Origin of the sequence: Flavobacterium ammonificans (genome assembly GCF_020885975.1) — a bacterium.
GTDB classification, from domain to species: Bacteria; Bacteroidota; Bacteroidia; order Flavobacteriales; family Flavobacteriaceae; genus Flavobacterium; species Flavobacterium ammonificans.
This window is the reverse complement of sequence record NZ_AP025183.1, coordinates 462287-486071: the sequence shown is the minus strand read 5'-3', so window position 1 is coordinate 486071 and position 23785 is coordinate 462287. Positions and strand designations below refer to the sequence as shown.

At 35.0% G+C, this 23785-nt stretch carries 26 protein-coding genes; 12 read left to right on the top strand and 14 right to left on the bottom strand.

The features are described 5' to 3' along the window. Window positions 1-5 precede the first annotated feature (5 nt). From LPC23_RS02240 to metG, 3 genes are all read right to left on the bottom strand, one after another. On the bottom strand, window positions 6-629 hold the full coding sequence (locus LPC23_RS02240; RefSeq protein ID WP_229330757.1) for a chloramphenicol acetyltransferase: 624 nt from the start codon (window positions 627-629) through the stop codon (window positions 6-8). Between the two features lie 47 nt (window positions 630-676). Further along, window positions 677-1360 carry an HAD family hydrolase gene (locus tag LPC23_RS02235; protein ID WP_229330755.1) on the bottom strand — a complete coding sequence of 228 codons (684 nt, stop codon included), beginning with the start codon at window positions 1358-1360 and terminating at the stop codon, window positions 677-679. Window positions 1361-1434: 74 nt separating this feature from the next. Next, on the bottom strand, window positions 1435-3507 hold the full coding sequence (gene metG, locus LPC23_RS02230) for a methionine--tRNA ligase (RefSeq protein WP_229330753.1): 2073 nt from the start codon (window positions 3505-3507) through the stop codon (window positions 1435-1437). Window positions 3508-3721: 214 nt separating this feature from the next. On the opposite strand from metG, the gene serS reads away from it, so the two are divergent. The 6 genes from serS to proC all read left to right on the top strand — a co-directional run bounded on the left by serS (window position 3722) and on the right by proC (window position 10274). Beyond that, on the top strand, window positions 3722-4993 hold the full coding sequence (gene serS / locus LPC23_RS02225) for a serine--tRNA ligase (RefSeq protein ID WP_229330751.1): 1272 nt from the start codon (window positions 3722-3724) through the stop codon (window positions 4991-4993). A gap of 95 nt (window positions 4994-5088) precedes the next feature. Continuing rightward, on the top strand, window positions 5089-6867 hold the full coding sequence (locus LPC23_RS02220; protein WP_229330749.1) for a tetratricopeptide repeat protein: 1779 nt from the start codon (window positions 5089-5091) through the stop codon (window positions 6865-6867). Window positions 6868-6971: 104 nt separating this feature from the next. Then, the gene (locus LPC23_RS02215; protein ID WP_229326098.1) at window positions 6972-7286 is read left to right on the top strand and encodes a DUF4286 family protein; all 315 of its coding nucleotides are present in this window, start codon (window positions 6972-6974) and stop codon (window positions 7284-7286) included. A gap of 39 nt (window positions 7287-7325) precedes the next feature. Further along, complete coding sequence (gene rsmA, locus LPC23_RS02210) at window positions 7326-8105, top strand: 16S rRNA (adenine(1518)-N(6)/adenine(1519)-N(6))-dimethyltransferase RsmA (protein ID WP_229330747.1); 780 nt, start codon at window positions 7326-7328, stop codon at window positions 8103-8105. Further along, window positions 8095-9447, top strand: coding sequence for a magnesium transporter (gene mgtE / locus LPC23_RS02205; protein ID WP_229326094.1), 1353 nt, complete (start codon window positions 8095-8097; stop codon window positions 9445-9447). The genes rsmA and mgtE overlap by 11 nt, the downstream gene beginning before the upstream one ends. A 50-nt stretch (window positions 9448-9497) precedes the next feature. Beyond that, window positions 9498-10274: a pyrroline-5-carboxylate reductase gene (gene proC / locus LPC23_RS02200; protein ID WP_229330745.1), complete on the top strand. Its 777-nt coding sequence runs from the start codon at window positions 9498-9500 to the stop codon at window positions 10272-10274. A 275-nt stretch (window positions 10275-10549) separates the two neighbouring features. On the opposite strand, the gene LPC23_RS02195 is transcribed toward proC, so the two are convergent. The 8 genes from LPC23_RS02195 to nhaA all read right to left on the bottom strand — a co-directional run bounded on the left by LPC23_RS02195 (window position 10550) and on the right by nhaA (window position 15941). Continuing rightward, window positions 10550-11560, bottom strand: coding sequence for a hypothetical protein (locus tag LPC23_RS02195; RefSeq protein WP_229330744.1), 1011 nt, complete (start codon window positions 11558-11560; stop codon window positions 10550-10552). A gap of 419 nt (window positions 11561-11979) precedes the next feature. Beyond that, window positions 11980-12405, bottom strand: coding sequence for a hypothetical protein (locus LPC23_RS02190; RefSeq protein WP_229330742.1), 426 nt, complete (start codon window positions 12403-12405; stop codon window positions 11980-11982). Between the two features lie 37 nt (window positions 12406-12442). Further along, window positions 12443-12829, bottom strand: a complete 387-nt coding sequence (locus tag LPC23_RS02185; RefSeq protein ID WP_229330741.1) for a hypothetical protein — start codon at window positions 12827-12829, stop codon at window positions 12443-12445. A gap of 232 nt (window positions 12830-13061) precedes the next feature. Further along, entirely contained in the window at window positions 13062-13418 is a 357-nt protein-coding gene (locus LPC23_RS02180; protein ID WP_229330739.1) for a helix-turn-helix domain-containing protein, read from the bottom strand. Between the two features lie 9 nt (window positions 13419-13427). Further along, a complete protein-coding gene (locus tag LPC23_RS02175) occupies window positions 13428-13721 on the bottom strand; it encodes a type II toxin-antitoxin system HigB family toxin (RefSeq protein WP_229330737.1) in 294 nt (97 codons plus the stop codon). Window positions 13722-13885: 164 nt separating this feature from the next. Then, entirely contained in the window at window positions 13886-14197 is a 312-nt protein-coding gene (locus tag LPC23_RS02170; protein ID WP_420842317.1) for a helix-turn-helix domain-containing protein, read from the bottom strand. A gap of 25 nt (window positions 14198-14222) precedes the next feature. Next, complete coding sequence (locus LPC23_RS02165; protein WP_229330732.1) at window positions 14223-14555, bottom strand: type II toxin-antitoxin system RelE/ParE family toxin; 333 nt, start codon at window positions 14553-14555, stop codon at window positions 14223-14225. Between the two features lie 246 nt (window positions 14556-14801). Further along, the gene (nhaA, locus tag LPC23_RS02160; RefSeq protein ID WP_229330730.1) at window positions 14802-15941 is read right to left on the bottom strand and encodes a Na+/H+ antiporter NhaA; all 1140 of its coding nucleotides are present in this window, start codon (window positions 15939-15941) and stop codon (window positions 14802-14804) included. Window positions 15942-16026: 85 nt separating this feature from the next. On the opposite strand from nhaA, the gene LPC23_RS02155 reads away from it, so the two are divergent. From LPC23_RS02155 to LPC23_RS02145, 3 genes are all read left to right on the top strand, one after another. Further along, on the top strand, window positions 16027-16971 hold the full coding sequence (locus tag LPC23_RS02155; protein WP_229330728.1) for a 2-hydroxyacid dehydrogenase: 945 nt from the start codon (window positions 16027-16029) through the stop codon (window positions 16969-16971). Between the two features lie 14 nt (window positions 16972-16985). Further along, window positions 16986-17267: a TM2 domain-containing protein gene (locus tag LPC23_RS02150; RefSeq protein WP_229330727.1), complete on the top strand. Its 282-nt coding sequence runs from the start codon at window positions 16986-16988 to the stop codon at window positions 17265-17267. A gap of 79 nt (window positions 17268-17346) precedes the next feature. Next, a complete protein-coding gene (locus LPC23_RS02145; RefSeq protein ID WP_229330725.1) occupies window positions 17347-17625 on the top strand; it encodes a TM2 domain-containing protein in 279 nt (92 codons plus the stop codon). Between the two features lie 42 nt (window positions 17626-17667). On the opposite strand, the gene LPC23_RS02140 is transcribed toward LPC23_RS02145, so the two are convergent. Then, window positions 17668-19473 carry a GNAT family N-acyltransferase gene (locus tag LPC23_RS02140; protein WP_229330723.1) on the bottom strand — a complete coding sequence of 602 codons (1806 nt, stop codon included), beginning with the start codon at window positions 19471-19473 and terminating at the stop codon, window positions 17668-17670. Window positions 19474-19613: 140 nt separating this feature from the next. Between LPC23_RS02140 and LPC23_RS02135 the strand changes: the two genes are divergently transcribed. After that, entirely contained in the window at window positions 19614-20378 is a 765-nt protein-coding gene (locus LPC23_RS02135) for an exodeoxyribonuclease III (protein WP_229330721.1), read from the top strand. Window positions 20379-20545: 167 nt separating this feature from the next. Next, complete coding sequence (locus LPC23_RS02130; RefSeq protein ID WP_229330718.1) at window positions 20546-21487, top strand: OmpA/MotB family protein; 942 nt, start codon at window positions 20546-20548, stop codon at window positions 21485-21487. Window positions 21488-21616: 129 nt separating this feature from the next. Here the strand turns inward: LPC23_RS02130 and LPC23_RS02125 are convergent, their stop codons facing one another. Continuing rightward, window positions 21617-21907, bottom strand: coding sequence for a helix-turn-helix transcriptional regulator (locus tag LPC23_RS02125; RefSeq protein ID WP_229330716.1), 291 nt, complete (start codon window positions 21905-21907; stop codon window positions 21617-21619). Further along, complete coding sequence (locus LPC23_RS02120) at window positions 21904-22251, bottom strand: type II toxin-antitoxin system RelE/ParE family toxin (protein ID WP_229330714.1); 348 nt, start codon at window positions 22249-22251, stop codon at window positions 21904-21906. The genes LPC23_RS02125 and LPC23_RS02120 overlap by 4 nt, the downstream gene beginning before the upstream one ends. A gap of 326 nt (window positions 22252-22577) precedes the next feature. Between LPC23_RS02120 and LPC23_RS02115 the strand changes: the two genes are divergently transcribed. Next, the gene (locus LPC23_RS02115) at window positions 22578-23615 is read left to right on the top strand and encodes an aldo/keto reductase (protein WP_229330712.1); all 1038 of its coding nucleotides are present in this window, start codon (window positions 22578-22580) and stop codon (window positions 23613-23615) included. Window positions 23616-23785 lie beyond the last annotated feature (170 nt).

The following is a 23785-nucleotide window of genomic DNA, read 5'->3' as shown; positions in this document are numbered from 1 at the left end:
TTTTTTTATTCGTTCATAAATTGCTGCAATTGCTCAATAAACAACCCTACATGATACCCATCGACTAAACCATGATGCACATGAACGGATATTGGCATTGATTTTTTACCATTTTCATCCGTTAATTTTCCAATAGAAATTTTAGGACAACTGTCTGGCCAAGTAAAACTTCTGGCATGAGACAATGAAGTAAAATTAATCCACGGCAAAGCCGAAAAATGAATTAAATTTTCAGGATATTCTCTAGTAAAAACCCCCGTTGTAGTTTGCATGCGTTCGATTTCAGTCTGTACTATTTGAGTAAATTCATTGATATCCTCAGTAAAAGGCATGTATGAAAATCCAAATGTGGTGTCTTCTCGCATAACGGTTGCCGAGGCATCAATCACATCAAAAATATAAACCTCATCTTCGATAATGCGGTAACGGAAATTCTCCACCGCATTTACTGCGCTTAAGGTTTTATGAAGGTAATAGCTGAAAAATGAAACACCAAGCGCTTTTGCTTTGACATACGCTTGAGTACAATCTATTATAGTAGTAATGCCATAAAAAGGCTCCTCCATTTGTTTGAAAAACAAAAAATGTTCTTTTCGGTTCCAAGAATTGAGGTCGAGTTTTTGTTTCATTATTTCTATAGATTTTCCCGTTTGTGAAATTCGTGAAATTCGTTTTGTTATAGCAATTGCAATACTTCCGTTATTTTTTCAAAAGCACGGAAATTCTCGTGTTCAATCTCAAAATCGATTTGTTCGTATTCCCAAGTGGTATGGTACGGAATATGGATGGCGTGTCCGCCAATATTCAAAACCGGTAACACATCTGATTTTAGTGAATTTCCAATCATTAAAAAATCGGCTGCTTGGCAATCCAAACGACCTAACATTTTTTCGTAATCCAATTCAGTTTTATCGCTCATCACTTCAATATGATGAAAGTAAGCACCAATTCCAGATTCGTGTAATTTTCGATGTTGGTCTTTCAAGTCGCCTTTGGTGGCAACGATTAACTTGTAAGTTCCTTTTAATTCCTCCAAAACCGAAATTACATCAGGCAATAATTCCACAGGTTTTTGTAATAGCTCTTTTCCAATTTGAAGGACTTTTTCAATGTTTTGTCCTGATATACTATGATTCGTCAATTCTAAAGCCGATTCAATCATAGACAATGTAAATGCCTTAATCCCGAAACCGTACAAAGGTAAATTGGTTATTTGATGATTTAAAATAAGTCTTAATAACTCTTGTTTTGAAGCATAACCACCGAATAATTCACAAAATTTATCTTGCGCCTCATCAAAGTAGGGTTCGTTGTGCCAAAGCGTGTCGTCGGCGTCAAAAGCTATTATCTTCGGTTGCATAATTTTATTTTAAAGACAGACTTCACTAATTTTTACAAAACTAATTTGTGGAAATTCGTGAAATTCGTGTTGTACTAATTAATCGTCTCACCATTCCCAACACCTTCAGCATCTGGGTTTACAAAAACTAATTTTCCTTCTGCATTGTTGGTCATCAAAATCATTCCTTGACTTTCTACTCCACGAAGATTTCTTGGAGCCAAATTCACTAAAACAGTGACTTTTTTACCAATAATATCTTGCGGCGCAAAACTCTCGGCAATTCCCGAAACAATGGTGCGAACGTCAATTCCAGTATCTACTTTTAAGATTAAAAGTTTGTTGGCTTTTGGCATTTTCTCGGCTTCCAAAATCGTTCCCACGCGCAAATCCATTTTGGCAAAATCCTCAAATTGAATCGCTTCTTTTTGTGGTTCGGTAATTGCGAGGGACGAAGCAATCTCGGCCTTATTCGCTGTTTTTGTTGCTTCCAATTTATTGATTTGTTTTTGGATTTCTTCGTCTTCTATTTTGGCAAAAAGCAATTCCGCTTCGCCAATTTGGTGCCCTGAAGGAAGTAAGTCGCTGTTTTCTGTAATTGAATTCCAGTTCAACGGCTCCTCTATTTTCAAAATGCGGCTTAATTTTTTAGCTGTAAAAGGCAAAAATGGTTCGCAAAGCGCACTCAAAGCAGCCGCAATTTGCAAGGCCACATACATCTGAGTTTGTACTCGCTCTGGATTGTCTTTGATGACTTTCCAAGGCTCTTCGTCGGCCAAATATTTATTTCCTAAACGAGCGGCATTCATCATTTCGCCCAAAGCTTCTCTAAAACGGTATCTTTCAATTGAACTTGAAATCACCGCTGGATACGCTTTTAGCTCGACTAAAGTTTGTTCGTCCACTTCCGAAAATTCATTCGGAGCAGGAACAATTCCGTTGTAGTATTTGTTAGTTAGAACTACCACACGATTGATAAAGTTACCAAAAATCGCTACGAGTTCGTTGTTATTTCTCGCTTGGAAATCTTTCCAAGTAAAGTCATTGTCTTTAGTTTCTGGTGCATTCGAAGTCAAAGCATAACGCAATACGTCTTGCTGATTTGGAAATTCTTCCAAATATTCGTGCAACCAAACCGCCCAGTTTTTAGAAGTCGATAATTTATTACCTTCCAAGTTCAAGAACTCATTTGCAGGCACATTATCAGGTAAAATATAACTTCCTTCGGCCTTCAACATCGCAGGGAAAATGATACAGTGAAACACAATATTATCTTTCCCAATAAAGTGAACTAATTTAGTTCCTTGGTCTTTCCAATAGGGTTCCCAATTTTTTCCTTCGCGTGCTGCCCATTCTTTTGTAGCAGAGATGTAGCCAATAGGCGCATCAAACCAAACGTATAATTTTTTTCCTTCGGCACCTGCAACCGGTACGTCAATTCCCCAATCCAAATCACGAGTTACCGCACGAGGCTCTAATCCCCCATCGATCCAGGATTTTACTTGACCGTACACGTTGGGTTTCCAATCGTTTTTATGTCCAACGAGAATCCATTCTTTCAAAAATTCTTCGTAACGATCCAAAGGTAAAAACCAGTGTTTAGTCGATTTCAAAACCGGCGTTTCTCCTGTAATAGTTGATTTCGGATTGATTAAATCCGTAGCGTTTAAAGTAGAACCACATTTTTCGCATTGGTCGCCATAAGCTTCTTCATTACTGCATTTTGGACAAGTTCCGGTTACAAATCGGTCTGCCAAGAATTGATCCGCTTTAGCATCATACAACTGCTCAGTTACTTCTTCAATAAAATCGCCTTTGTCATACAACGTTATAAAGAATTCCGAAGCCGTTTCGTGATGAATTTTAGCCGAAGTTCTAGAATAATTATCAAACGAAATCCCAAAATCAACAAACGATTTACGGATGATGCCATCGTATTTATCGATTACTTCCTGAGGCGTAATTCCTTCTTTTTTGGCTTTCATCGAAATGGCTACGCCGTGTTCGTCGCTACCGCAAACAAACAACACGTCTCTTCCTTGCAATCGTAGATAGCGAGAATAAATGTCCGAAGGCACGTAAACCCCCGCTAAATGGCCAATGTGAATTGGTCCGTTAGTGTAAGGCAAGGCTGCCGTAATGGTATATCTTGTTGGATTTTCTAACATAATAACAGTTTAATAATGCTGAAATGAATTCAGAATGAGTGCAAAAATAACTTTTTTTATCATAGGTACAACCAAGGCTTCCAGCCTTCAAAAGGCTGGAAGCCTTAAACCAACCTTCGGAAAACTCTAAACTTTGTCTCGTTCTTAGCAAACATTTCCTTAAATTTGCGTGCGCAACGCGCAAAAAATTACAGAGAGTTATAAAAATCAAGCTATGTTACAAATTGCATTTATTAGAGAGAATCAGGAAAAAGTAATCAAAGCTTTGGCAAAAAGAAACATGGATGCCAAAGAAATTGTGAACGAAGTAGTTCAATTAGACGAGCAACGTCGTGCTACCCAAGTGGAATTAGACAACACTTTATCCGAATCTAATAAATTGTCCAAAGACATTGGCGAATTGATGAAAGGTGGCGAAAAAGCAAAAGCTGCTATTTTAAAAGAAAAGACCGTTGCTTTAAAAGAGAAAAGTAAAGATTTGGGGGAGAAAGCAGAAGCTTTAGCCGAAGAATTAACGCAAAAATTATACACCTTACCTAATTTACCAGCTGACATTGTTCCGGAAGGAAAAACCCCAGAAGAAAACTTAAACGTTTTTGAAGAAGGGACTATTCCTGTTTTGCACGAAGGAGCGCAACCGCATTGGGAATTGGTAAAAAAATACGACATCATCGACTTTGAGTTGGGGGTGAAAATTACAGGAGCTGGTTTCCCAGTGTACAAAGGAAAAGGAGCGCGTTTGCAACGTGCTTTAATCAACTATTTCTTAGATAAAAATACCGCAGCAGGTTACAAAGAAATGCAAGTGCCGCATTTGGTAAATGAAGCATCAGGCTACGGAACAGGACAATTACCCGATAAAGAAGGGCAAATGTACCATTCGACTATCGACGATTTGTATTTGATTCCAACGGCAGAAGTTCCGGTGACCAATTTGTTTCGTGATGTGATTTTGAACGAAAGCGAATTGCCAATTTTGTGTACGGCATACACGCCTTGTTTCCGTCGTGAGGCGGGTTCTTATGGGGCGCATGTACGTGGATTGAACCGTTTGCACCAATTTGACAAAGTAGAAATTGTTCGCGTAGAGCATCCAGACAAATCCTACGAAGCGTTAGACGGGATGGTAGAACATGTGAAAAATATTTTGCAAGAACTAAAATTACCCTACAGAATTTTACGTTTGTGTGGTGGTGATATGGGATTCACTTCGGCATTGACTTATGACTTTGAAGTATTTTCTACGGCACAAGATCGTTGGTTGGAAATTTCTTCTGTGTCTAATTTTGAGACTTTCCAAGCGAACCGTTTGAAATTGCGTTTTAAAGACAAAGACGGAAAAAACCAATTGGCACACACCTTAAACGGAAGTTCATTGGCCTTGCCAAGAGTTTTGGCAGGCATTATAGAAAACTACCAAACACCAGAAGGGATTGTAATTCCAGAAGTATTGCGTCCGTATTGTGGGTTTGATATTATAAACTAACTATTTTTTGAGCATTAAGGGATTCAAATGAATCTCTTAATGGATCAATATTAAAGGGAATTTGCGAAATCTCTAGACCAATTTAGAATTATTAAATGAAAAAACTACTACTACATATCAGCTTGTTTTTTTCATTAATTGGTTTCTCCCAAAATGAGCAATTAGCTCAATACTATTACGACAAAGGCGATTTTGAAAAAGCCAAAATCAGTTACGAAGAACTTTTACAATCTGTCCCTCAAAATTACCAATACTTCATTAGAACCATTGATTGTTACCAACAACTAAAACAATTTGAGGTTGCCGAAAAAGCCATTCAAACCCGATTGAACAAGTACAAACAAAGTTCGCTTTTGGTAGAACTGGGTTATAATTTCAAAATCCAACAACAGGACGAGAAAGCCCAAAAGTATTTTGAACAAGCCTTGGCTAAAATCAAATCCAACCCAAACGAAGTGTATGGAATTGCCAATTCTTTTGAGAAAAAAGTCTTGTTGGACTATGCGTTACAAGCCTATAAAACGGCAGTGCAACTGCAACCTAATTTCAATTTCAACTACCAAATGGGCTTGTTGTATGGTCAATTAGGCAATACCGATATGATGATTAGTACTTTCTTAGACGAGGCTTTTGTCCATCAAGAAAGTACAATTTTGATTCAAAATCAATTTTCGCGTTTTATGACTGATGAAGGCGATGCAGGATTTTCGGCCAATTTGCGTAAAGCATTAATTACTCGAACCCAAAAAAATCAAGATGTGTATTGGAACCAATTTTTGAGTTGGTTTTACACCCAGCAAAAAGAATTTGGAAAAGCCTTTATTCAAGAAAAAGCCATTTACAAACGCAATCCTGAATCGCTAAATGCCATTATTAATTTGGCACAATTGGCGATTGATGAGAAAGACGATACCACTGCCACAACCATTTTGGAATTTGTTTTAGAAAACACCTCTGAAATTGAATTGTTGGTACAAGCTAATACGTATTTGATGCAAGTCAAAATCGACACGACTTCCGAAAAAGACTGGCCCAATCTTGAAACAGAATTATCAGCTCTGATTTCGAAATACGGAATCAGTCCTTTTACCTTATCTTTGCAGCTGATGCAGGCGCATTTTTTGACATTCAATTTAAAAAAGCCCGAAGCAGGCAAGACAATTGTTCGTGCCGCATTGGAATTGCAGTTGGATGAATACGAAATGGCGAAAGCTAAAATGGAATTGGCTGATATTTTGTTGTACGAAGCCAAATTCAATCAGGCGTTGTTGTATTATTCGCAAATTGAAAACGATTTGAAGAACGATGCCGTGGCACACGAAGCGAGTTTGAAAGCGGCCAAAACGAGTTATTTCAAAACCGATTTAGAATGGGCGTTGAAACAATTCAAAGAGTTGAAATCGGCGAGTACACAACTGATTGCCAATGACGCTTTGGAGTATTTTTTGCTCATCAATGACAATACCGTAGCCGATTCGACACAAGTGGCATTGAAATCTTTCGCCAAAGCGGATTATTTGGAATACCAAAATCGAAATCAGGAAGCCATTCAAGCTTTTCAGGCCATTTTGAAACAATACAAAGGACAAGAAATAGAGGCAGTTACTCTGTTGCGATTGGGTAAATTATACGAGAAAATAGGTGAATTTTCTTTGGCTTTGCCCCAATATCAAAATATAATAGAGCAGCATTCAGACGGAATTTATGTAGATGAAGCACTTTATTTTTCGGCAGAATTGTATAAAAATCAATTGCAATTGCCCGACAAAGCGAAGCCATTGTATGAAAAAATAATTTTCAACCACCAAGACAGTATTTATTTTGTGGAGGCAAGGCGAAAATTTAGAGAATTAAGAGGAGATAGTAATTTGTAAAAAAGGTTATGTGTTTAATGGGTTATATGTTTATTAGTTTATTTGGTTAAGAATAACCCATAAACTATTAACCCCATAAACTATAAACTTATAAACTGAAAAAAATGATACTTTACAACGTAACAGTTAACATACACGAAAGCGTTCAAGACCAATGGTTACAATGGATGCAGCAGACACGAATTCCGGCGATTTTGGCGACAGGGAAATTTTCTTCGGCTAAGATTGTGAAAGTTTTGATTGAAGAAGAAATGGGTGGAACTACCTATTCTATCCAATTTACGACGGATAGTAAAGCGACTTTAGAAAAATATTATACAGAAGATGCACCCCGATTTCGTCAAGAAAGTTACCAGTTATTTGGCGAAAAAATGCTGGCTTTTAGAACGGAACTAGAGCTAATTTCTGAACACAATTAAAATAAACAGCGAGATGGCGTAGTGCCTCGCAATGACTCAATGGAAAAAGTAAAAGCTAAAAAACATCTCGGACAACATTTCTTAAAAGACGAAAGCATTGCTAAGGCGATTGCCGATACGTTGAGTTTGGAAGGGTACAATGATGTGTTAGAAATAGGACCTGGAATGGGTGTTTTGACCAAATATTTATTGGACAAACCCACCACTACTTACGTAATTGAAATCGATACGGAATCGGTGGCGTATTTGGACTCGAATTATCCGAAATTGAAAGATAAAATCATTTCAAAAGACTTTCTTCGATACGATTGTAACGAGGTTTTTGAAGGAAAACAATACGCTATTATCGGGAATTTTCCATACAATATTTCGACGCAAATTGTGTTTAGAACTTTGGAATTTCGTCACCAAATCCCAGAGTTTTCAGGCATGTTTCAAAAGGAAGTAGCACAGCGTATTTGCGAGAAAAAAGGAAGTAAAGCTTACGGTATTTTATCGGTTTTGGCACAAGCGTTTTATCATGCCGAATACTTGTTTACGGTAGATGAACATGTTTTTGATCCGCCACCAAAAGTAAAATCAGGGGTTATGCGTTTGCGACGTAAAGAAGACTTTAGTTTGCCTTGTGGCGAAAAATTATTCTTCACGGTGGTAAAAACTGCCTTTCAGCAACGTAGAAAAACCTTGCGTAACAGTTTAAAAATCTTAAATTTGTCAGATAATTTAAGAGAAGACACAATTTTAGATCTTCGCCCAGAACAACTTAGTGTTGAAGACTTTATAGCACTCACTCAAAAAATCGAAGCCGATGGAATTTAAAATCAGCAAAGAACTAATCCAAGAATTAGAGCAACTCATTCAATCAAAAAACGACCAACAGCTGGAAGTTTTGTTGAATGATATGCACCATGCTGATATTGCCGAAGTTTTAGATGAGCTTGATTTTGAACAGGCTACCTATATTTTTAAAGTTTTAGATAGTGATAAAACGGCCGAAATTCTTTTGGAATTAGAGGACGATTTACGTGAAAATATCCTAAAACGACTTTCTCCAAAAGAAATTGCTGAGGAGCTTGACGAGTTAGAAACGAACGATGCTGCGGACATTATTGCCGAGTTATCCCAAGATATTAAAGCCGAAGTAATTTCGGAATTGCAAGACGTTGAACACGCCAAAGATATTGTGGATTTGCTTCGTTATGACGAAGACACTGCCGGCGGAATCATGCACAAGGAGTTGGTTAAGGTCAACGAAAACTGGAATGTATTGACTTGTGTCAAAGAAATGCGCATTCAGGCTGAAAATATTTCAAGAGTGCATTCTATTTATGTGGTGGACGACGAAGACCGTTTGAAAGGACGTTTGTCACTTAAAGATTTATTGACTACTTCTTCCAGAACACCAATTAACGATGTGTACATCCGAAAATTGAATTATGTAAATGTGGATACCGAAGATGTTGAGGTGGCGCGTATCATGCAAAAATACGATTTAGAAGCTATTCCGGTAGTGGACGAATTGGGGCGTTTGGTAGGCCGAATTACCATTGACGATATCGTCGATGTAATCAAGGACGAAGCCGATGAAGATTACCAGTTAGCTGCGGGTATCTCCCAAGACGTAGAAGCCGATGATAGTATTTTTGATCATACTAAAGCCCGTTTGCCTTGGTTGGTTTTAGCACTTTTAGGAGGTTTTATTTCAGTTAGAGTATTGGGTTTATTTGAAGGAGCGATGTTGAACCATGGCAATTTATTCTTCTTTACGCCATTGATTGCCGCGATGGCTGGAAATGTTGGCGTACAATCTTCGGCTATCATTGTGCAAGGTTTGGCTAACAACACTTTGAGCGGTTCTTTGTTCAATCGTTTAATTAAAGAAGTAGCTTTGAGTTTACTTAACGGAGTAATCTTGGCTACAATTTTATTTATAGGCAGTCATTATCTATTAAATGTTGAAATTATTATTGGTGTTATTGTAACCGTAGCATTGATTTCGGTTATTATTATTGCTTCGTTAATAGGTACATTTATACCCTTATTATTGGATAAATTTGGAATAGATCCCGCCTTGGCTACAGGCCCATTCATCACAACAAGCAATGACATTTGCGGAATTCTAATTTATTTTTCTATTGCCAAAATGATTTTAGGATTTTAAATTAAAAATCCAAACACAACAACACAACACAACTACTATAACTACACAACATGAACGTACACATTATTGGCGGAGGTAACTTAGGAGCCTCTATCGCTATTGGGATTGCTAAATTTACTACTGGCAATCAAGTTACTGTAACCCGAAGAAACACGACTAATATTCTACATCTAGAGCAATTAGGCGTTACGGTTTCAAAAGACAACAAACACAATATCCCAAACGCAGATATTATTATTTTGACCATCAAACCGTACCAAGTCGATACGGTATTGGAAGAAATTTTGCCTGTAATTGCCAATAAAACCATTGCTTCGGCAGTGAGTGGATTGTCTATAGAAAACCTGCAAAATAAAATTGGCGAAACCCACCAAGCCGTGCGCATCATGCCGAATATTGCATCGCAATTTGGTGCTTCAGCAACTTGTATTGCGTTTCAAGAAACTAATAAAGAAGCGGCTCAACAAGTTGTAGCTCTTTTTGAAGGTCTAGGAACAGCACCTATCATTGACGAAAAATTAATGGATGCTGCAACTGTCTTAGCAGCCAGTGGAACCGCATTTGCTTTGCGTTACATTCGTGCGTCGATGCAGGCCGGAATCGAAATTGGATTTGACTGGCAAACGGCTTTGGCGATTTCAGCCCAAACGGTTAAAGGCGCTGCCGAAATGCTATTAGAAGAAAAAACCCATCCTGAACAATTAATTGACCGAGTAACCACACCTCAAGGCTGTACCATTGCTGGTTTGAACGAAATGGAAATGCACGGATTTAGTTCGTCTTTGATCAGAGGAATTAAAACGTCTTTGCAACAGATTAAGGGGTAAAGGTAGTTTTTAATAGCGACCTTTATTGTTTTTAATAATTTAAATAGGTTAGTTCTATTATTATAATCTACAAAGTCAGGTGACTTTGCATAGCTGGGGGTTACTTTTTTCATATGTTTTGAAAACTATTAAAGTAAAATGCCATTCTAATTTAGAATGGCATTTTTTTATTATTGATAATTAATCTAAACTCCTGTTTTGCCTAGTGCAAGTGATTTAGTTGTTTTCATAATTTTTTATTTAAATTGTTATTTGACAAATATATATATAATTAATTAAATACGCTCATCTTTTTTGAATATAAATATATTATAAATATCTCCTGGCAAAGATGGACTATCTTTAATATAATGATTTTTATTATTTTGAAAATTATCTTTTTTAAATTGATTTTTTTCAGCACCACTGAAAAAAATATCTGTTTTTTTACAAGTTTTTATTTCAATATTCAAATGGTCAATTATTTTACTACTTGAAAATGAAGATAGACGGTCTATACTTAAATCTTGCCTCATTTCAATTACTCTTTCAATATAATAAGTGTCTTTTCCTTCCAAATTAAGTGTATAATTTTGATTGTTATTATCTGCCGTATTACAAATAATTTCTTTTAAAAAGTCATTATCATTAGCTTTTAACTCTTTTAAACTTACGTTATCAATTTTAGTATTATCTTCATCTAATTTTGTATATGTTTTTTCGTTTAAATCATCTGGTATTGAGCTTATTGAAAATGTTAGAGGTACTTTTTCGTTTGAAGTTGGCTTAACATAAAAAAAGTTTTTTTCGATAACTTTTACAATATTGTTTTCTAATAATTCAATTTCGATTAATATTCTAAAGTTGTTATAATAGCAAACAAGATTATTATCTTTAAATAATTCGTTTTCTAAAAGCGGTTCAATTTTAGGCATTAATTCAGGAAATTTTTTCTGATACTTACATAAGGTTAATGCCTTCCATTTTTTATCAATATTACTTAAATTTGAAAGATATTCGGGAGAAAAATTTGCTTCAGATATTTTTTCAAACAGGATATTTTGAAATTTATCAGAACTTAACACACTATCAATTTGATTTTTGAAATAATGTAAATTCCCAAGATATTTAGCAGCTCCAATACCACTACCAGTTATAACAAAAGCATATGATAAATTTTTAAGAAATTCGTCATTAAGTATAAACTTTACAAATTCATTATTTTTATATTCACTAGGTGAAATAAAACTTTTGTTAAGAATAATAATTAATGGAAAAAACAATAATAAAATATATGTGTGATTCATAAAGACCCTTTTTATGACACTTAAAATTGATATATAAGGTTTTAATTTATATTTTAAAAGTAAAATCATAAAGACTACTATAAAAATTATGAGTAAACAATATTTAGGGATATACATATTTAAGAGTTTTATACTAACTTAATTATTTTTTATTTGTATAATTTTAAGAATTGTAATTATTTTTAACCTACGGTATTCTTCTATTATGCGCTAAACTGATTGCCAAGGTTACTTCGCTTGGCGATGTTGCGAAGTTTATAACCGTTTATTTTCCAAAAGATATTAATGTTTGCGAAATGCAAACGTGAACTTACAATAAAATACGCAATATTGCCAAATTCCTATTATGCCTTCGGCTTTTTATTATTCGATTTCGTGTTTCCACTGTAATTAAGTGAAACACAAGTTTAAATTAATTATTATGGCAACTTTTTTTCTTTTTCGGTAGTATTTTCGGTTTTCAGTATTTTGTTTTCCAACTTTAAAATTTTCGCTTGATTCAGAAAGTTGTCTTTGGATATTTTTAATACTTTTTTGGATAAGGTTAACTCTTCCTCATTTGGCGAAAACATTGAGACAAATTGGATTAATAAACTAATAATAGCTATAAATATGGTTAATTTAGTTAAAAATTTATTGTTTTTTTCTTGCTTTTCAGCATTAACAATTTGTTGTTCAACTATTTCTTTTAGTTCTTCAATAGTTTTATTAGTTTTATGTACAGGATTTTCTAAAGTGATTATTGGATATACTTCTTTTTGTTTTGGTAAGTTTTTGAAAAAAGGTTTTTCCATAAAATCTAAAACATTATTTATTTTGTTTTTTCCAACATTATTTTGTTTCATCCTTAATTGATTTTTGATTTAAATTAATAATAATTTATTATTCAAGTAATTCAACACTATTACAAGTATATGTATCATTATCATTTAAAGTTATTTGACAAGTAAAATTGGTTCTTAACATTGCTCCAAAGCTATTTTGAGAATCCACATAACTATTAATTACATAAGTATTGTCACTAATTTTAGTAACACAATCTATTCCCCAAGGGAAATTAGCGCTAGATGGAGATTTTAATCTTGATTTAACTTCTTCTTGTGCTGCTGTCAAAGCTGTTATCTTTGAATTTTGTTCTTTGTTCTTTGAAACTTGCTCCTCTGTTTGGGAACAAGAACACTTAAACACTAAAAAAATGATAAAGAAAAATGCAATAGTAAAAATTACTGCACCTGAAGTAACTGGTTGTTTTGGTTTTGAATTATTCATATTTTTATATTGAAATTAAATCGCCTCGATTTTCGTTCTCCAAGCTGAGGCATAACTCGTTTATAAGCGCAATTAGCCCATAAAAGTGTCAACAAACGATTTCAGCTGTTTGCAATTAATAAAATCTGTAAAGGAAATTGATTTGGAATCCAATGCAGTTTTTAGGGCTTTTCAAATGTAGCAATTTTTTTAATGTGAAAATGTACTAATTTGAAAATTTGTAAATGGGGGGTTAGTAGTTTTGAATCAGCACATCAGTGGGAATGTGCAAGCTGGTGTGTAATTGTCGAATCATTTCCAAAGACAACTTTCTTTTTTTACTTAAAATTTCACTAGCGCGGCTTTTAAGACCAATGATTTTAGCTAGATCATTTTGATTGTAGCCCATTTGTTCCATTCTGAATTTTATAGCCTCAATAGGGTCAGGCATATCAATTGGAAAATGAGTGTTTTCATATTGTTCAATTAGAATGCTTAAAAGCTCCAATTCGTCGCCTTCAGGAGTTCCTTTTTTGGCGTCAAATACTACTTCCAATCGCTCTAAAGCTTGGTTGTAATCGTTTTCTGTTTTAATAAGTTTGATTTCCATACTTCTTATTTAAATCGTAGTAGCATTAATTGCATCGTATTCTTTGTGTGTTCCAATAAATCGAATCCAAACCATTTCGTATTCAAAGTTGATTTTAACGATTAGTCGGTATTTATTTCCTTTGATATTGAAGACTACACGATTGTCGTTTAAAATACTGGCACTGGGATATTCGCTTTTTATCTGGCTTGGATTTGTCCATTCTGCTTTGCTAGTTTCCCTAAACCAAGATTTTAGTTGTTGTTCGCAATCTGCATGGACTTCCCAAAAGTCTCTCAATATTTTTTTGGCTATTACTCTCACTATTTTTACAAAGGTATTAATAATTTCCCAATTTGGGAACTTTTTTAAAACAAATAGCTGTAAAGGAAATGACTTGGGGTCTATTGCGGTTACAGGGGCTTTTCAAATGTAGCAATTTTTTTAATGTGAAAATGTGCTAATTTGAAAATTTGAAAATGAGGGTTTTATTCAATTATCAAATGTTCATTCAATAACTCGACATTAAAACTCACTTTAGCGTTTAATGCTTTGAAAACTTTAAGGATGGTTTCAAATCGTGCATCGGTAGTGCTGTTCTCAATTTTTGAAATTTGTGCTTTTTTTACACCAACTAATTCACCCAGTTGTTCTTGAGTTAAGTTGCGTTCTTGTCTGGCTTGTTTAATGGCTTGGCCCACTAAGTCAAGGCGCAATTCATTTTCAAATTCGTCTCGCTTTTTTGTGCCTTTTTTTCCAATATGTTTATCAATTAAAACTTCTAAACTTGTTGTTTTCAATTTTCTATTTTCCATTTTTTTGCTTTTATAATTCAAAATAAATAGTTCTTAAATTTTCGGCTTTCAAAATTTCGTTTTTAGGAGTTTTTCCAGTTTTTTTTTCAATTCCATGAGTGGCAATAACCAAGGTTTCGTGTTTATTGGTTTTATCCCAAAAAGCAAAAAATCTATAATATGTTTTATTATATAAAGTTCTGAATTCCCAAATGGTATCGTTTAATTTTTTAAGTAATTCAGTGTCATTTTTATATTGTGACAATTTTATGTTGTAATAAATTTTTGCTCTTGTTTTTTCATCAAGACTTTCCATGAATTCGACAGCTTCGTCTAAAAATTCAACTTTAAATTTGGGTTCCATACTATTCTTGTCAAAGGTAAAAGTTTCCTAAATAAGAAACAAATTTTACTTCTTCATTTTAAAATACAAAAACGACTCCTACAAAACAGAGACCTACCAGCTCAGTTGTGTAAGGGGGTTAATTCGTTATAAAAATCTGTAAAAGGAATGCGACTTTGGGTCTATTGCAGTTACAGGGGCTTTTTCAAATGTAGCAATTTTTTTAATGTGAAAATGTGCTAATTCAAAAATTAGTGTGCCAAAAGTCTATTTCTTCAAACTCATTTTCAACCATAAGAAACCTAAAGTTCCTGAGACAAACGATGCCACCAAGATGGCTATTTTAGAATAGGTAATTACTTCTACGCCATCGTTTTTGAAGGCCAAAAGCGTAATGAAAATCGACATCGTAAAACCAATCCCGCCTAGCATTCCGGCTCCGAGAATGTGTTTCCATTTTAAATCTTTAGGAAGTGATCCAATACCTAATTTCACGCAGAGTAAAGCAAAAAGAGTGATACCGATGGGTTTTCCAACAATCAAACCTACCATGATTCCGATAGAATTGGCGTGGGTTAAACCTTCGTGCCAATTACTATCAATAGCAATTCCTGTATTGGCGATAGCAAACAAAGGCAGAATAACAAAGGCTACTGGGCGGTGCAAAAAGTGTTGCAATCGGTAAGAAGAGGTTTTTTTGCCGCCATTTCCATACGGAATAACAAAGGCTAAAAGCACACCCGTTATCGTAGCATGAACGCCTGAATTCAGCATGCAATACCACATTATAGCGCCACCAATAAGATACGGAAACAGGCTGTGTACATTTTTTCTATTAAGGATAAATAGTATTCCCATGACACCAAACGCCATACCTAAATACAGAAAAGAGATTGTTTCTGTATAAAAAAGGGCAATCACAAGAATAGCGCCTAAGTCGTCAATGACTGCCAAAGCGGTTAAGAATATTTTTAAGGAAGTTGGCACTCGATTGCCCAAAAGAGATAAGATCCCAATGGCAAAAGCGATGTCGGTAGCCATTGGAATTCCGGCACCGTTTTGTGTTATCGTACCCCAATTGAATGCTAAAAATAGTCCTGCAGGGACAATCATTCCGCCAAGTGCTCCAAAAATAGGTAAAGTTGCATTTCTTATATCAGACAATTCACCACCATACATTTCGCGTTCCAATTCCAATCCGATGAGTAAGAAGAAAATCGTCATCAATCCATCATTAATCCAATGCGTGATGGAATGATGTCCTATTTGTGTTTCCCAAAAATTGATATAGCTGGATTGTATTGGAGAATTTGCTAATGCTAAGGAAACCAAAGTAACCAATAGTAATAGAAGTCCTCCAGCTTTTTCACTTTCGAAAAAATCTTTAAATAGGCGGGTAGTTTTCATGTACATGGATTGGAATTAAGATTGCAATTTACGCATTTTACACTAATTTTTTTGTTAATTTGTTACTAGTAAACAGAAATTAGTAATGGCAGTACACATTCTTCATATCGACAGTAATCATCCTTTGCTTTGGGACCAATTGGAACAAGCGGGTTTCGTGAATCATGAAGATTTTACGTCATCTAAAGCGGATATTGAAGCTAAAATACACCATTACCAAGGGATTGTTATTCGTAGCCGATTTAAAATTGACCAAACGTTTTTAGATAAAGCTACTAATTTGCAATTCATAGCTCGAGTGGGTGCAGGATTGGAAAGTATTGATTGTGAGTACGCCCAATCCAAAAACATTGCCCTGATTGCTGCTCCCGAAGGAAATCGTAATGCAGTTGCTGAACACAGTTTGGGTATGATTTTGTCATTATTTAATAATCTCAATCAAGCTGATGCTGAGATTCGCGCGGGACACTGGAACCGAGAAAGCAATCGCGGACACGAATTAGACGGTAAAACGGTTGGAATTATTGGTTACGGAAATATGGGCAAGGCTTTCGCCAAAAAACTTCGTGGGTTTGATGTGGACGTTTTGTGTTATGATATTCAAGAAAATGTTGGTGATGCCAATGCCCGACAAGTCCATTTTACTGAATTTCAAGAGAAAGTAGATGTCTTAAGTTTGCACCTTCCTTGGACTCCCGAAACGGATAAAATGGTGAGCGCAGATTTCATAAATGGATTCGCGAAGCCAATTTGGATCATTAATACTTCGCGTGGGAAAAATATTATCACAGCTGATTTAGTTGCTGCTTTACAATCAGGAAAAGTACTAGGTGCTGGACTAGATGTGTTGGAATATGAAAAACTATCATTTGAAACCTTGTTCCAAGACGCAACGACACCCGAAGCTTTTCAGTATTTGCTTAACGCCAAAAATGTTATTTTGACTCCTCACATCGCAGGTTGGACCTTTGAAAGTCATGAACGATTGGCGCAAGTGATTGTCGATAAAATAAAAGCCCTTTATTCATAATTAAACACTAGTGTATGGAAACTGTAAAACACGAAGCTTGGAATACTCCAACACCCCAATTTCAAAACAATAAAAAAGTAGCTTGTGGTATTTTTGCCATTTTATTAGGTCCTCTAGGAGTGCACAAATTCTACTTAGGATATACAGGAACAGGAATACTTTGGCTAATTTTAAGTATTTGTAGTTGTTGCGTGCTTACTTCTATATTTGGTTTGATAGAAGGAATTATCTATTTAACAAAATCAGACGAGGAGTTTTATCAAACCTATCAAGTTGGGCAAAAACACTGGTTTTAGATTTTTATATTTGGTTTTGTTTTTTGATTGTAATTTTTAATTATTTTTATAATTATTAATCATTAACCAAATCTTAATTATGGAAAACAATTCAAACGGAGATTTTACTACCCAAGTAAATCCGAAACCCGAAAACAAAAAAGTAGTGTCGGGAATTTTAGCAATTTTATTAGGCTCCCTGGGGATTCACAAATTTATTTTAGGCTATACACAAGCTGGAATAATTCAAATAATCCTTACTATTGTGACTTGCGGATTTGCAGGTATAGTAGGACTAATTGAGGGAATTATTTATTTGACTAAATCAGATGAAGACTTTTATCAAACGTATCAAGTAGGTAAAAAAACTTGGTTTTAATAAAAAAACAAAATCCCGAATTCTGAATTCGGGATTTTTTATTTACTCTTCTTTCTCGTTGGATTTTCGTTCTAATTCGGCTTGGTATTCTTCCATGACAGGTTTCATAGTGCTTTCAGGAATATCCGAGATTCTTAGGTAAATCAATCCGTCAATAGCATCATTAAACAATGGATCTACATTAAAGGCTACCAAACGCGCATTTTGTTTGATGTATTTTTTAATTAAAACAGGCAAACGTAAACTTCCAGGTTCTAACTCGTCAATTACTTTGTCGAATTTATTCAAATCGGCTTCTGTTTCATTGAAAACAAAATCTTTGTCGGCGTCTTTTAATTTTACCTTGTACTCTTTTTTAGGGTGAATGTACTGCGCAATATATGGGTCGTAATAATGCGATTTCATGAATTCAATCATCAATGATTTGGAAAAATCAGAGAATTGGTTACTGATACTCACTCCACCCAATAAGAATTTATGTTCTGGATAATGTAAAGTAGTATGAATGATTCCGCGCCACAACAAGAACAACGGCATTGGTCTTTGTTGGTATTCTTTAATTATGAAAGCCCTTCCCATTTCGATGGATTTGCTCATCATATCGTGTAATTCAGGTTCAAAACGGAACAGACTATTGAGGTAAAAACCATTCATTCCGTATTTCGGATAAATTTCCCTACCTAGTCCCATTCGGTAAGCACCGGCTAATTTTTTGGCGTCGTCATCCCATAAAAAAAGATGGTGGTAGTATTGATCGTATTGGTCTAAATCGATGGATTCATTGGTCCCTTCGCCTACTTCTCTAAAAGTTATTTCTCTCAAACGACCTAATTCATGTAACACATTTGGAATTTTATCGGCCTTTGTAAAAAACACTTCGTAGTTTTTACTTTGTAACAACCGAGCGTCAGAAGCTCTTAAAGCATCCACTTCGGCAATCATTTTTTCTGTACTGGCAGGGGTTACAATTTCTTTTTGATTTTTCTTTGTAGGGTTAAGACTAACCGTTTTTAAGAATTTATTTTTTTTCTCGAATGGATTAGCCAACATATAAGTTTTCTTTCTCAAAAATTCAGAGAAATCTTCCAATGTTTCATATTCGTTTTGTTCAGCAACCGAAATAGGTTTACCAATACGCACTTTAATAATACGACGCTTTTGACTGAATACTTCCGAAGGTAATTTAGCAGTTCGCAAAGTGCCACTGATTTTTGAAAGGATGTAAAATAAGCCGCTATTTTTGGCGTGAAAGTAAATGGGAACGACAGGGACTTGACCTTTACGAATGACTTTAATAGCGCCTTCTTCCCAAGGTTTGTCTACCATTAATTTTCCATCTTTATAGCTCGAAACTTCTCCCGCAGGGAAAATCCCTAAAGGTTTTCCATCACTTAAATGGCGTAATGTTTCTTTAATTCCCACCACGCTTGATTTAGCATCCTTATGATTTTCAAAAGGATTCACAGGCATGATGTATTTTTTTAAGGGCTCGATTCGGTGCAACAAGAAGTTAGCTATAATCTTAAAATTAGGTTCTCTTTCAAGCATTAATTTCAACAATAAAACGCCGTCAATACCCCCTAGAGGATGATTAGAAATAGTAATATAAGGTCCTTCTTTTGGGATACGTTTTAAATCCTCTTCAGGTATTTCAAATTTGATTTGCAAGTCGTCCAATACACCATTCAAAAAAGCGACTTCGCTTAGGTGTTTGTTTCTGTCATAAACGTTATTTAACTCAGATATCTTTAGCACTTTCATCAGCAACCAGCCTGAAAAAGTCCCCAAGAATCCGTATTTATCGGCGTTGATTGCTTTCGCAACTTCTTTAGCAGTTACTAAACCCATAGTTTTTTTGTATTTGAGGCAAGTGACAAAGATAACAAAAAAGTCCATTTTCTGAATTTTACAAGGCAAACTTCTACTTTTTTATTACATTTGGGAACCCATTTATGCTTCTTTAAACAATAAAAAAACGTACTATTTCTATGAAAATCATCTCCTATAATGTCAACGGAATTCGCGCAGCAATTTCTAAAGGACTACTCGAATGGTTGCAACAAGCCAATCCAGACGTCATTTGTTTCCAAGAAATTAAAGCACAAGCCGATCAAGTGCCAACTTTAGACATTGAATTAGCAGGTTACCCTTATCATTATTGGTTTCCAGCTACCAAAAAAGGGTACAGTGGAGTGGCCATTTTATCTAAAATAAAACCCAATAACATTGTTTTCGGCACCGGAATCGAGCATATGGATTTTGAAGGACGTAACATCCGTGTGGACTTTGATGATGTCTCGGTGATGAGTTTGTACCTTCCGTCTGGAACTAATGCAGAGCGATTGGATCACAAGTTCATGTACATGGATGATTTTCAAAACTACATTAATGAAATAAAGAAGGATGTTCCTAATTTAGTGATTTGTGGCGATTATAATATTTGCCATGAAGCCATTGATATTCACGACCCTATTCGCAATAAAAATGTATCTGGATTTTTGCCTGCTGAACGAATGTGGTTGGATAATTTTTTGAAAAGTGGCTTCATTGATAGTTTTCGTTTTTTAAATAAAGAACCGGATAATTATACTTGGTGGACCATGCGTTTTCCAACAGCGAGATTGAATAATAAAGGATGGCGTATTGATTATTGTTTGGTTAGCGAACCATTAAAAAATAGAATCAAACGCGCTTTAATTTTGCCCGAAGCCAAACATTCGGATCATTGTCCGATTTTGGTAGAAATTGAGTAGCTTTGTTGGGAGCTATTTCCTGCTATACGCTTTATCTTTTTATAAATTTCGGCTTCGAGTGCCTCAGCCTCCATTATAAAAAGGATATCGCTTCTATCAGGGCTATGGCTTTGCAATAAAAAAAAAATATAGTTTAAGTTATAAATACAATATAAACCCCATTTATTATGATCAAAAAAATTTCCATCGGATTGTTAGTATTGGCGCTAAGCACGTCTTGTGTGTCTAAAAAAATCTATACCGATTTAGAAAGTAAATACACTGATTTAAAAAAAGAAAATAGAACGCTTGCTGACGAAAATGCCGCTTTAGCGAAAGCTAAAAATCAATTGGAATTAGATGGCGCAGCTCTAAAAACAGATTTAGACAAATTGAAATCGGATTACACTAAACTGAAAGCAGAACACGAAGCAAATCTTGATAAGTACAAGGCGTTAGAAGAGTCTTACGCGGCACTCGAAAAAAATAGCAACGAATCCTTAGAAAGCAACATGAAGAAAAATCGTGAATTGCTGGATGAGTTGGATGAAAAAGCAAAAGCTTTAGCTTTAGAACAAGAGAAATTAAGCAAAAATGCCCAACGTTTGCAAGAACTAGAAGATATGATTGCAGCTAAAGAAGCGAGCATGAAAAAACTAAAAGAAACCTTGTCTAAAGCACTAAATAGTTTTGAAGGCAAAGGATTGACTGTAGAACAAAAAAACGGAAAAGTATACGTTTCTATGGAAAATAAATTGTTGTTTAGTTCTGGAAGTTGGGCGGTAAGTTCAGAAGGAAAAAAAGCAGTAGTTGAATTAGGGAAAGTGTTAGGGGATAATCCTGATATTGCTGTCTTAATTGAAGGACATACAGATGATGATGCATTTACAGCATCAGGACCTATAGGTGATAATTGGGATTTATCAACTAAAAGAGCTACTTCAATTGTAGGGATTTTGAGCGAAAACAAAAAAATCAACAAACAAAACTTAACTGCTGCAGGTAGAGGAGAATTCTCCCCATTAGCAAGTAATGAAACAGCGGAAGGGAAGGCTAAAAATCGTCGTATCGAAATTATCTTAACGCCAAGATTAGATGCTATTGCAGAAATGTTGAATGAGATAAATTAAGTATTTACCGCAGATTCGAAAATTTATTTAACAAAAAAGCCCAGCATTATGTTGGGCTTTTTTGTTTTTATGAAATCCGAATTAGTCTGTGTTGCAAAGTATCAGTATAATTCGTGTTCTAAAACAGTATTATATTTCAATTTGAATCGTTACTTTACCTCCAAGACCTTTTTCAACAATATCATACAACGTTTTTAGGGTTAGATTACTTCCGTTGTTTTCAATTCTTGAAATGTATTCTCTTTTTTTGGAAACTAAATCGCCCAATTCGGTTTGAGTGAGTTGTTTTTCTTCTCGGGCTTTTTTCAATAACAAGCCAATTTTAAAGCCTTGAAACTCTCTTTCTAATTCATCGCGTCTTTCGGTTCCTTTTGAACCATAAACGTCATCTTTTAGTGTTGTCCAACTTTTCGTCTTCATATTGAGTTTGTTTTTTCTGAATAATATTTAGTCATTAAATGTAAAGCTTTGGCTATTTCAGCTTTAGATGTTTTTTGTGTTTTCTTTTGAAAGCCGTTTAAAAGGATAACCAATTTTCCCTCATCAAAAAAACAAAATACTCTCCAGATATTTGTCCCCAATTGAATCCGAGCTTCATAAAGTCCATTGGTGCCTTCCATCAATTTTAAATAATTTATGGGAACTCTCTCCAAAGTTTCAATGGCTTCAATTATTTTGAATATTTTGTCTTGAACTTTTTTGTTTTGCACAAGAAGAAATTCTTCAAAATGATTTTCGTATGCTATAACTTGACGTACTTTCATGGCAAAGGTAACTTAAAAGTTACTATTTTTTAATTATTATTTTATTTTTGACAAATGGATTCCTAATATTTAAAATACAAAACAGGAGTTGGTAGCAATGTTCGGAATAAAACATACCTTGAAATGGATGCTGAATAAACGAGCTAATTGAGAGAAGTTGGTTTTCATTTTTAATTTGGGATTAAAGTTTAGGTAATAACAAATATAATTTTTTTACTAAAGATAAAGACATTAAATTCGATTGAATTTTGAAATTGAACCTGACTTTTGCCATTGCAATTGCCATTCCTTTGTATATTTGTTTTTCAAAAAAAGCAACGTAAATAATGAAATATACCACCATACTCAATACCGATATCAAAGTCAGTAAAATTTGTTTAGGCACCATGACTTTTGGCGAACAAAATTCAGAAGCAGAAGGTCACGCCCAAATGGATTATGCTTTAGACAATGGGGTCAATTTTTTTGATACTGCCGAGATGTATTCGGTGCCAGGACGCCAAGAAACGTATGGTAGCACAGAACGCATTATTGGGACTTGGTTCAAGAAAACAGGAAAACGTGATCAAGTCGTTTTGGCTACAAAAATTGCGGGACCGAATCCTGCCTTTACCTATATGCGTGAAAAAGTTGATTTTTCGCCAGCGAGTATTCAGTATGCGTTGGATCAAAGTTTGCAACGCTTACAAACAGATTATGTCGATATTTATCAATTGCATTGGCCAGAACGCAAAGCGAACTTCTTTGGACAACGCGGATTTAAAGCGCAAGACGACGCTTGGGAAGACAATATTCACGAGGTATTGACAAGTTTGGAAGGTTTCGTAAAACAGGGAAAAATCAAACATATTGGATTGTCTAATGAGACGCCATGGGGTTTAATGCGCTTCTTGGAAGAGCATAAGTACCATAATTTACCTAAAATCAAAACAGTTCAAAATCCGTATTCTTTATTGAATCGTTCTTTTGAAGTAGGAAATGCTGAGGTTTGCTTACGCGAAAAGGTAGGCTTGTTAGCCTATTCTCCTATGGCTTTCGGACTTTTGTCAGGTAAATTTTTAAACGGGCAACAACATCCAACGTCTCGATTGGCCTTATTTCCTCAAATGGCACGTTACAGTAGTCCGCAATCAGCAGAAGCCACTCGCTTGTACAACGAAATTGCCCAACAAAACGGATTGACTTTAACACAATTGGCTTTGGCATTTATTGAACAACAGCCTTTTGTAACGAGTACTATTATTGGCGCCACCACGATTGAACAATTAAAAGAAAATATCGACACGATTCAAGTAACACTTTCGGCTGAGGTAATGAAAGCCATTGATGGAGTTCAAGCTATTATTCCTGATCCAGCACCATAATAAAAAATAAAGTTTCTAGCCTTGCAAAGGCTGGAAGCTTTATTAAATTTACACCGCAAATTCACAGATTTTTTTAATACAATCTGCGAATCTGCGGCTTAATTTTTTCAAATAATTTAAAATTGTTACATTTTAAAATCAATCAATTGTTACATTGAAAATTCGTAAAT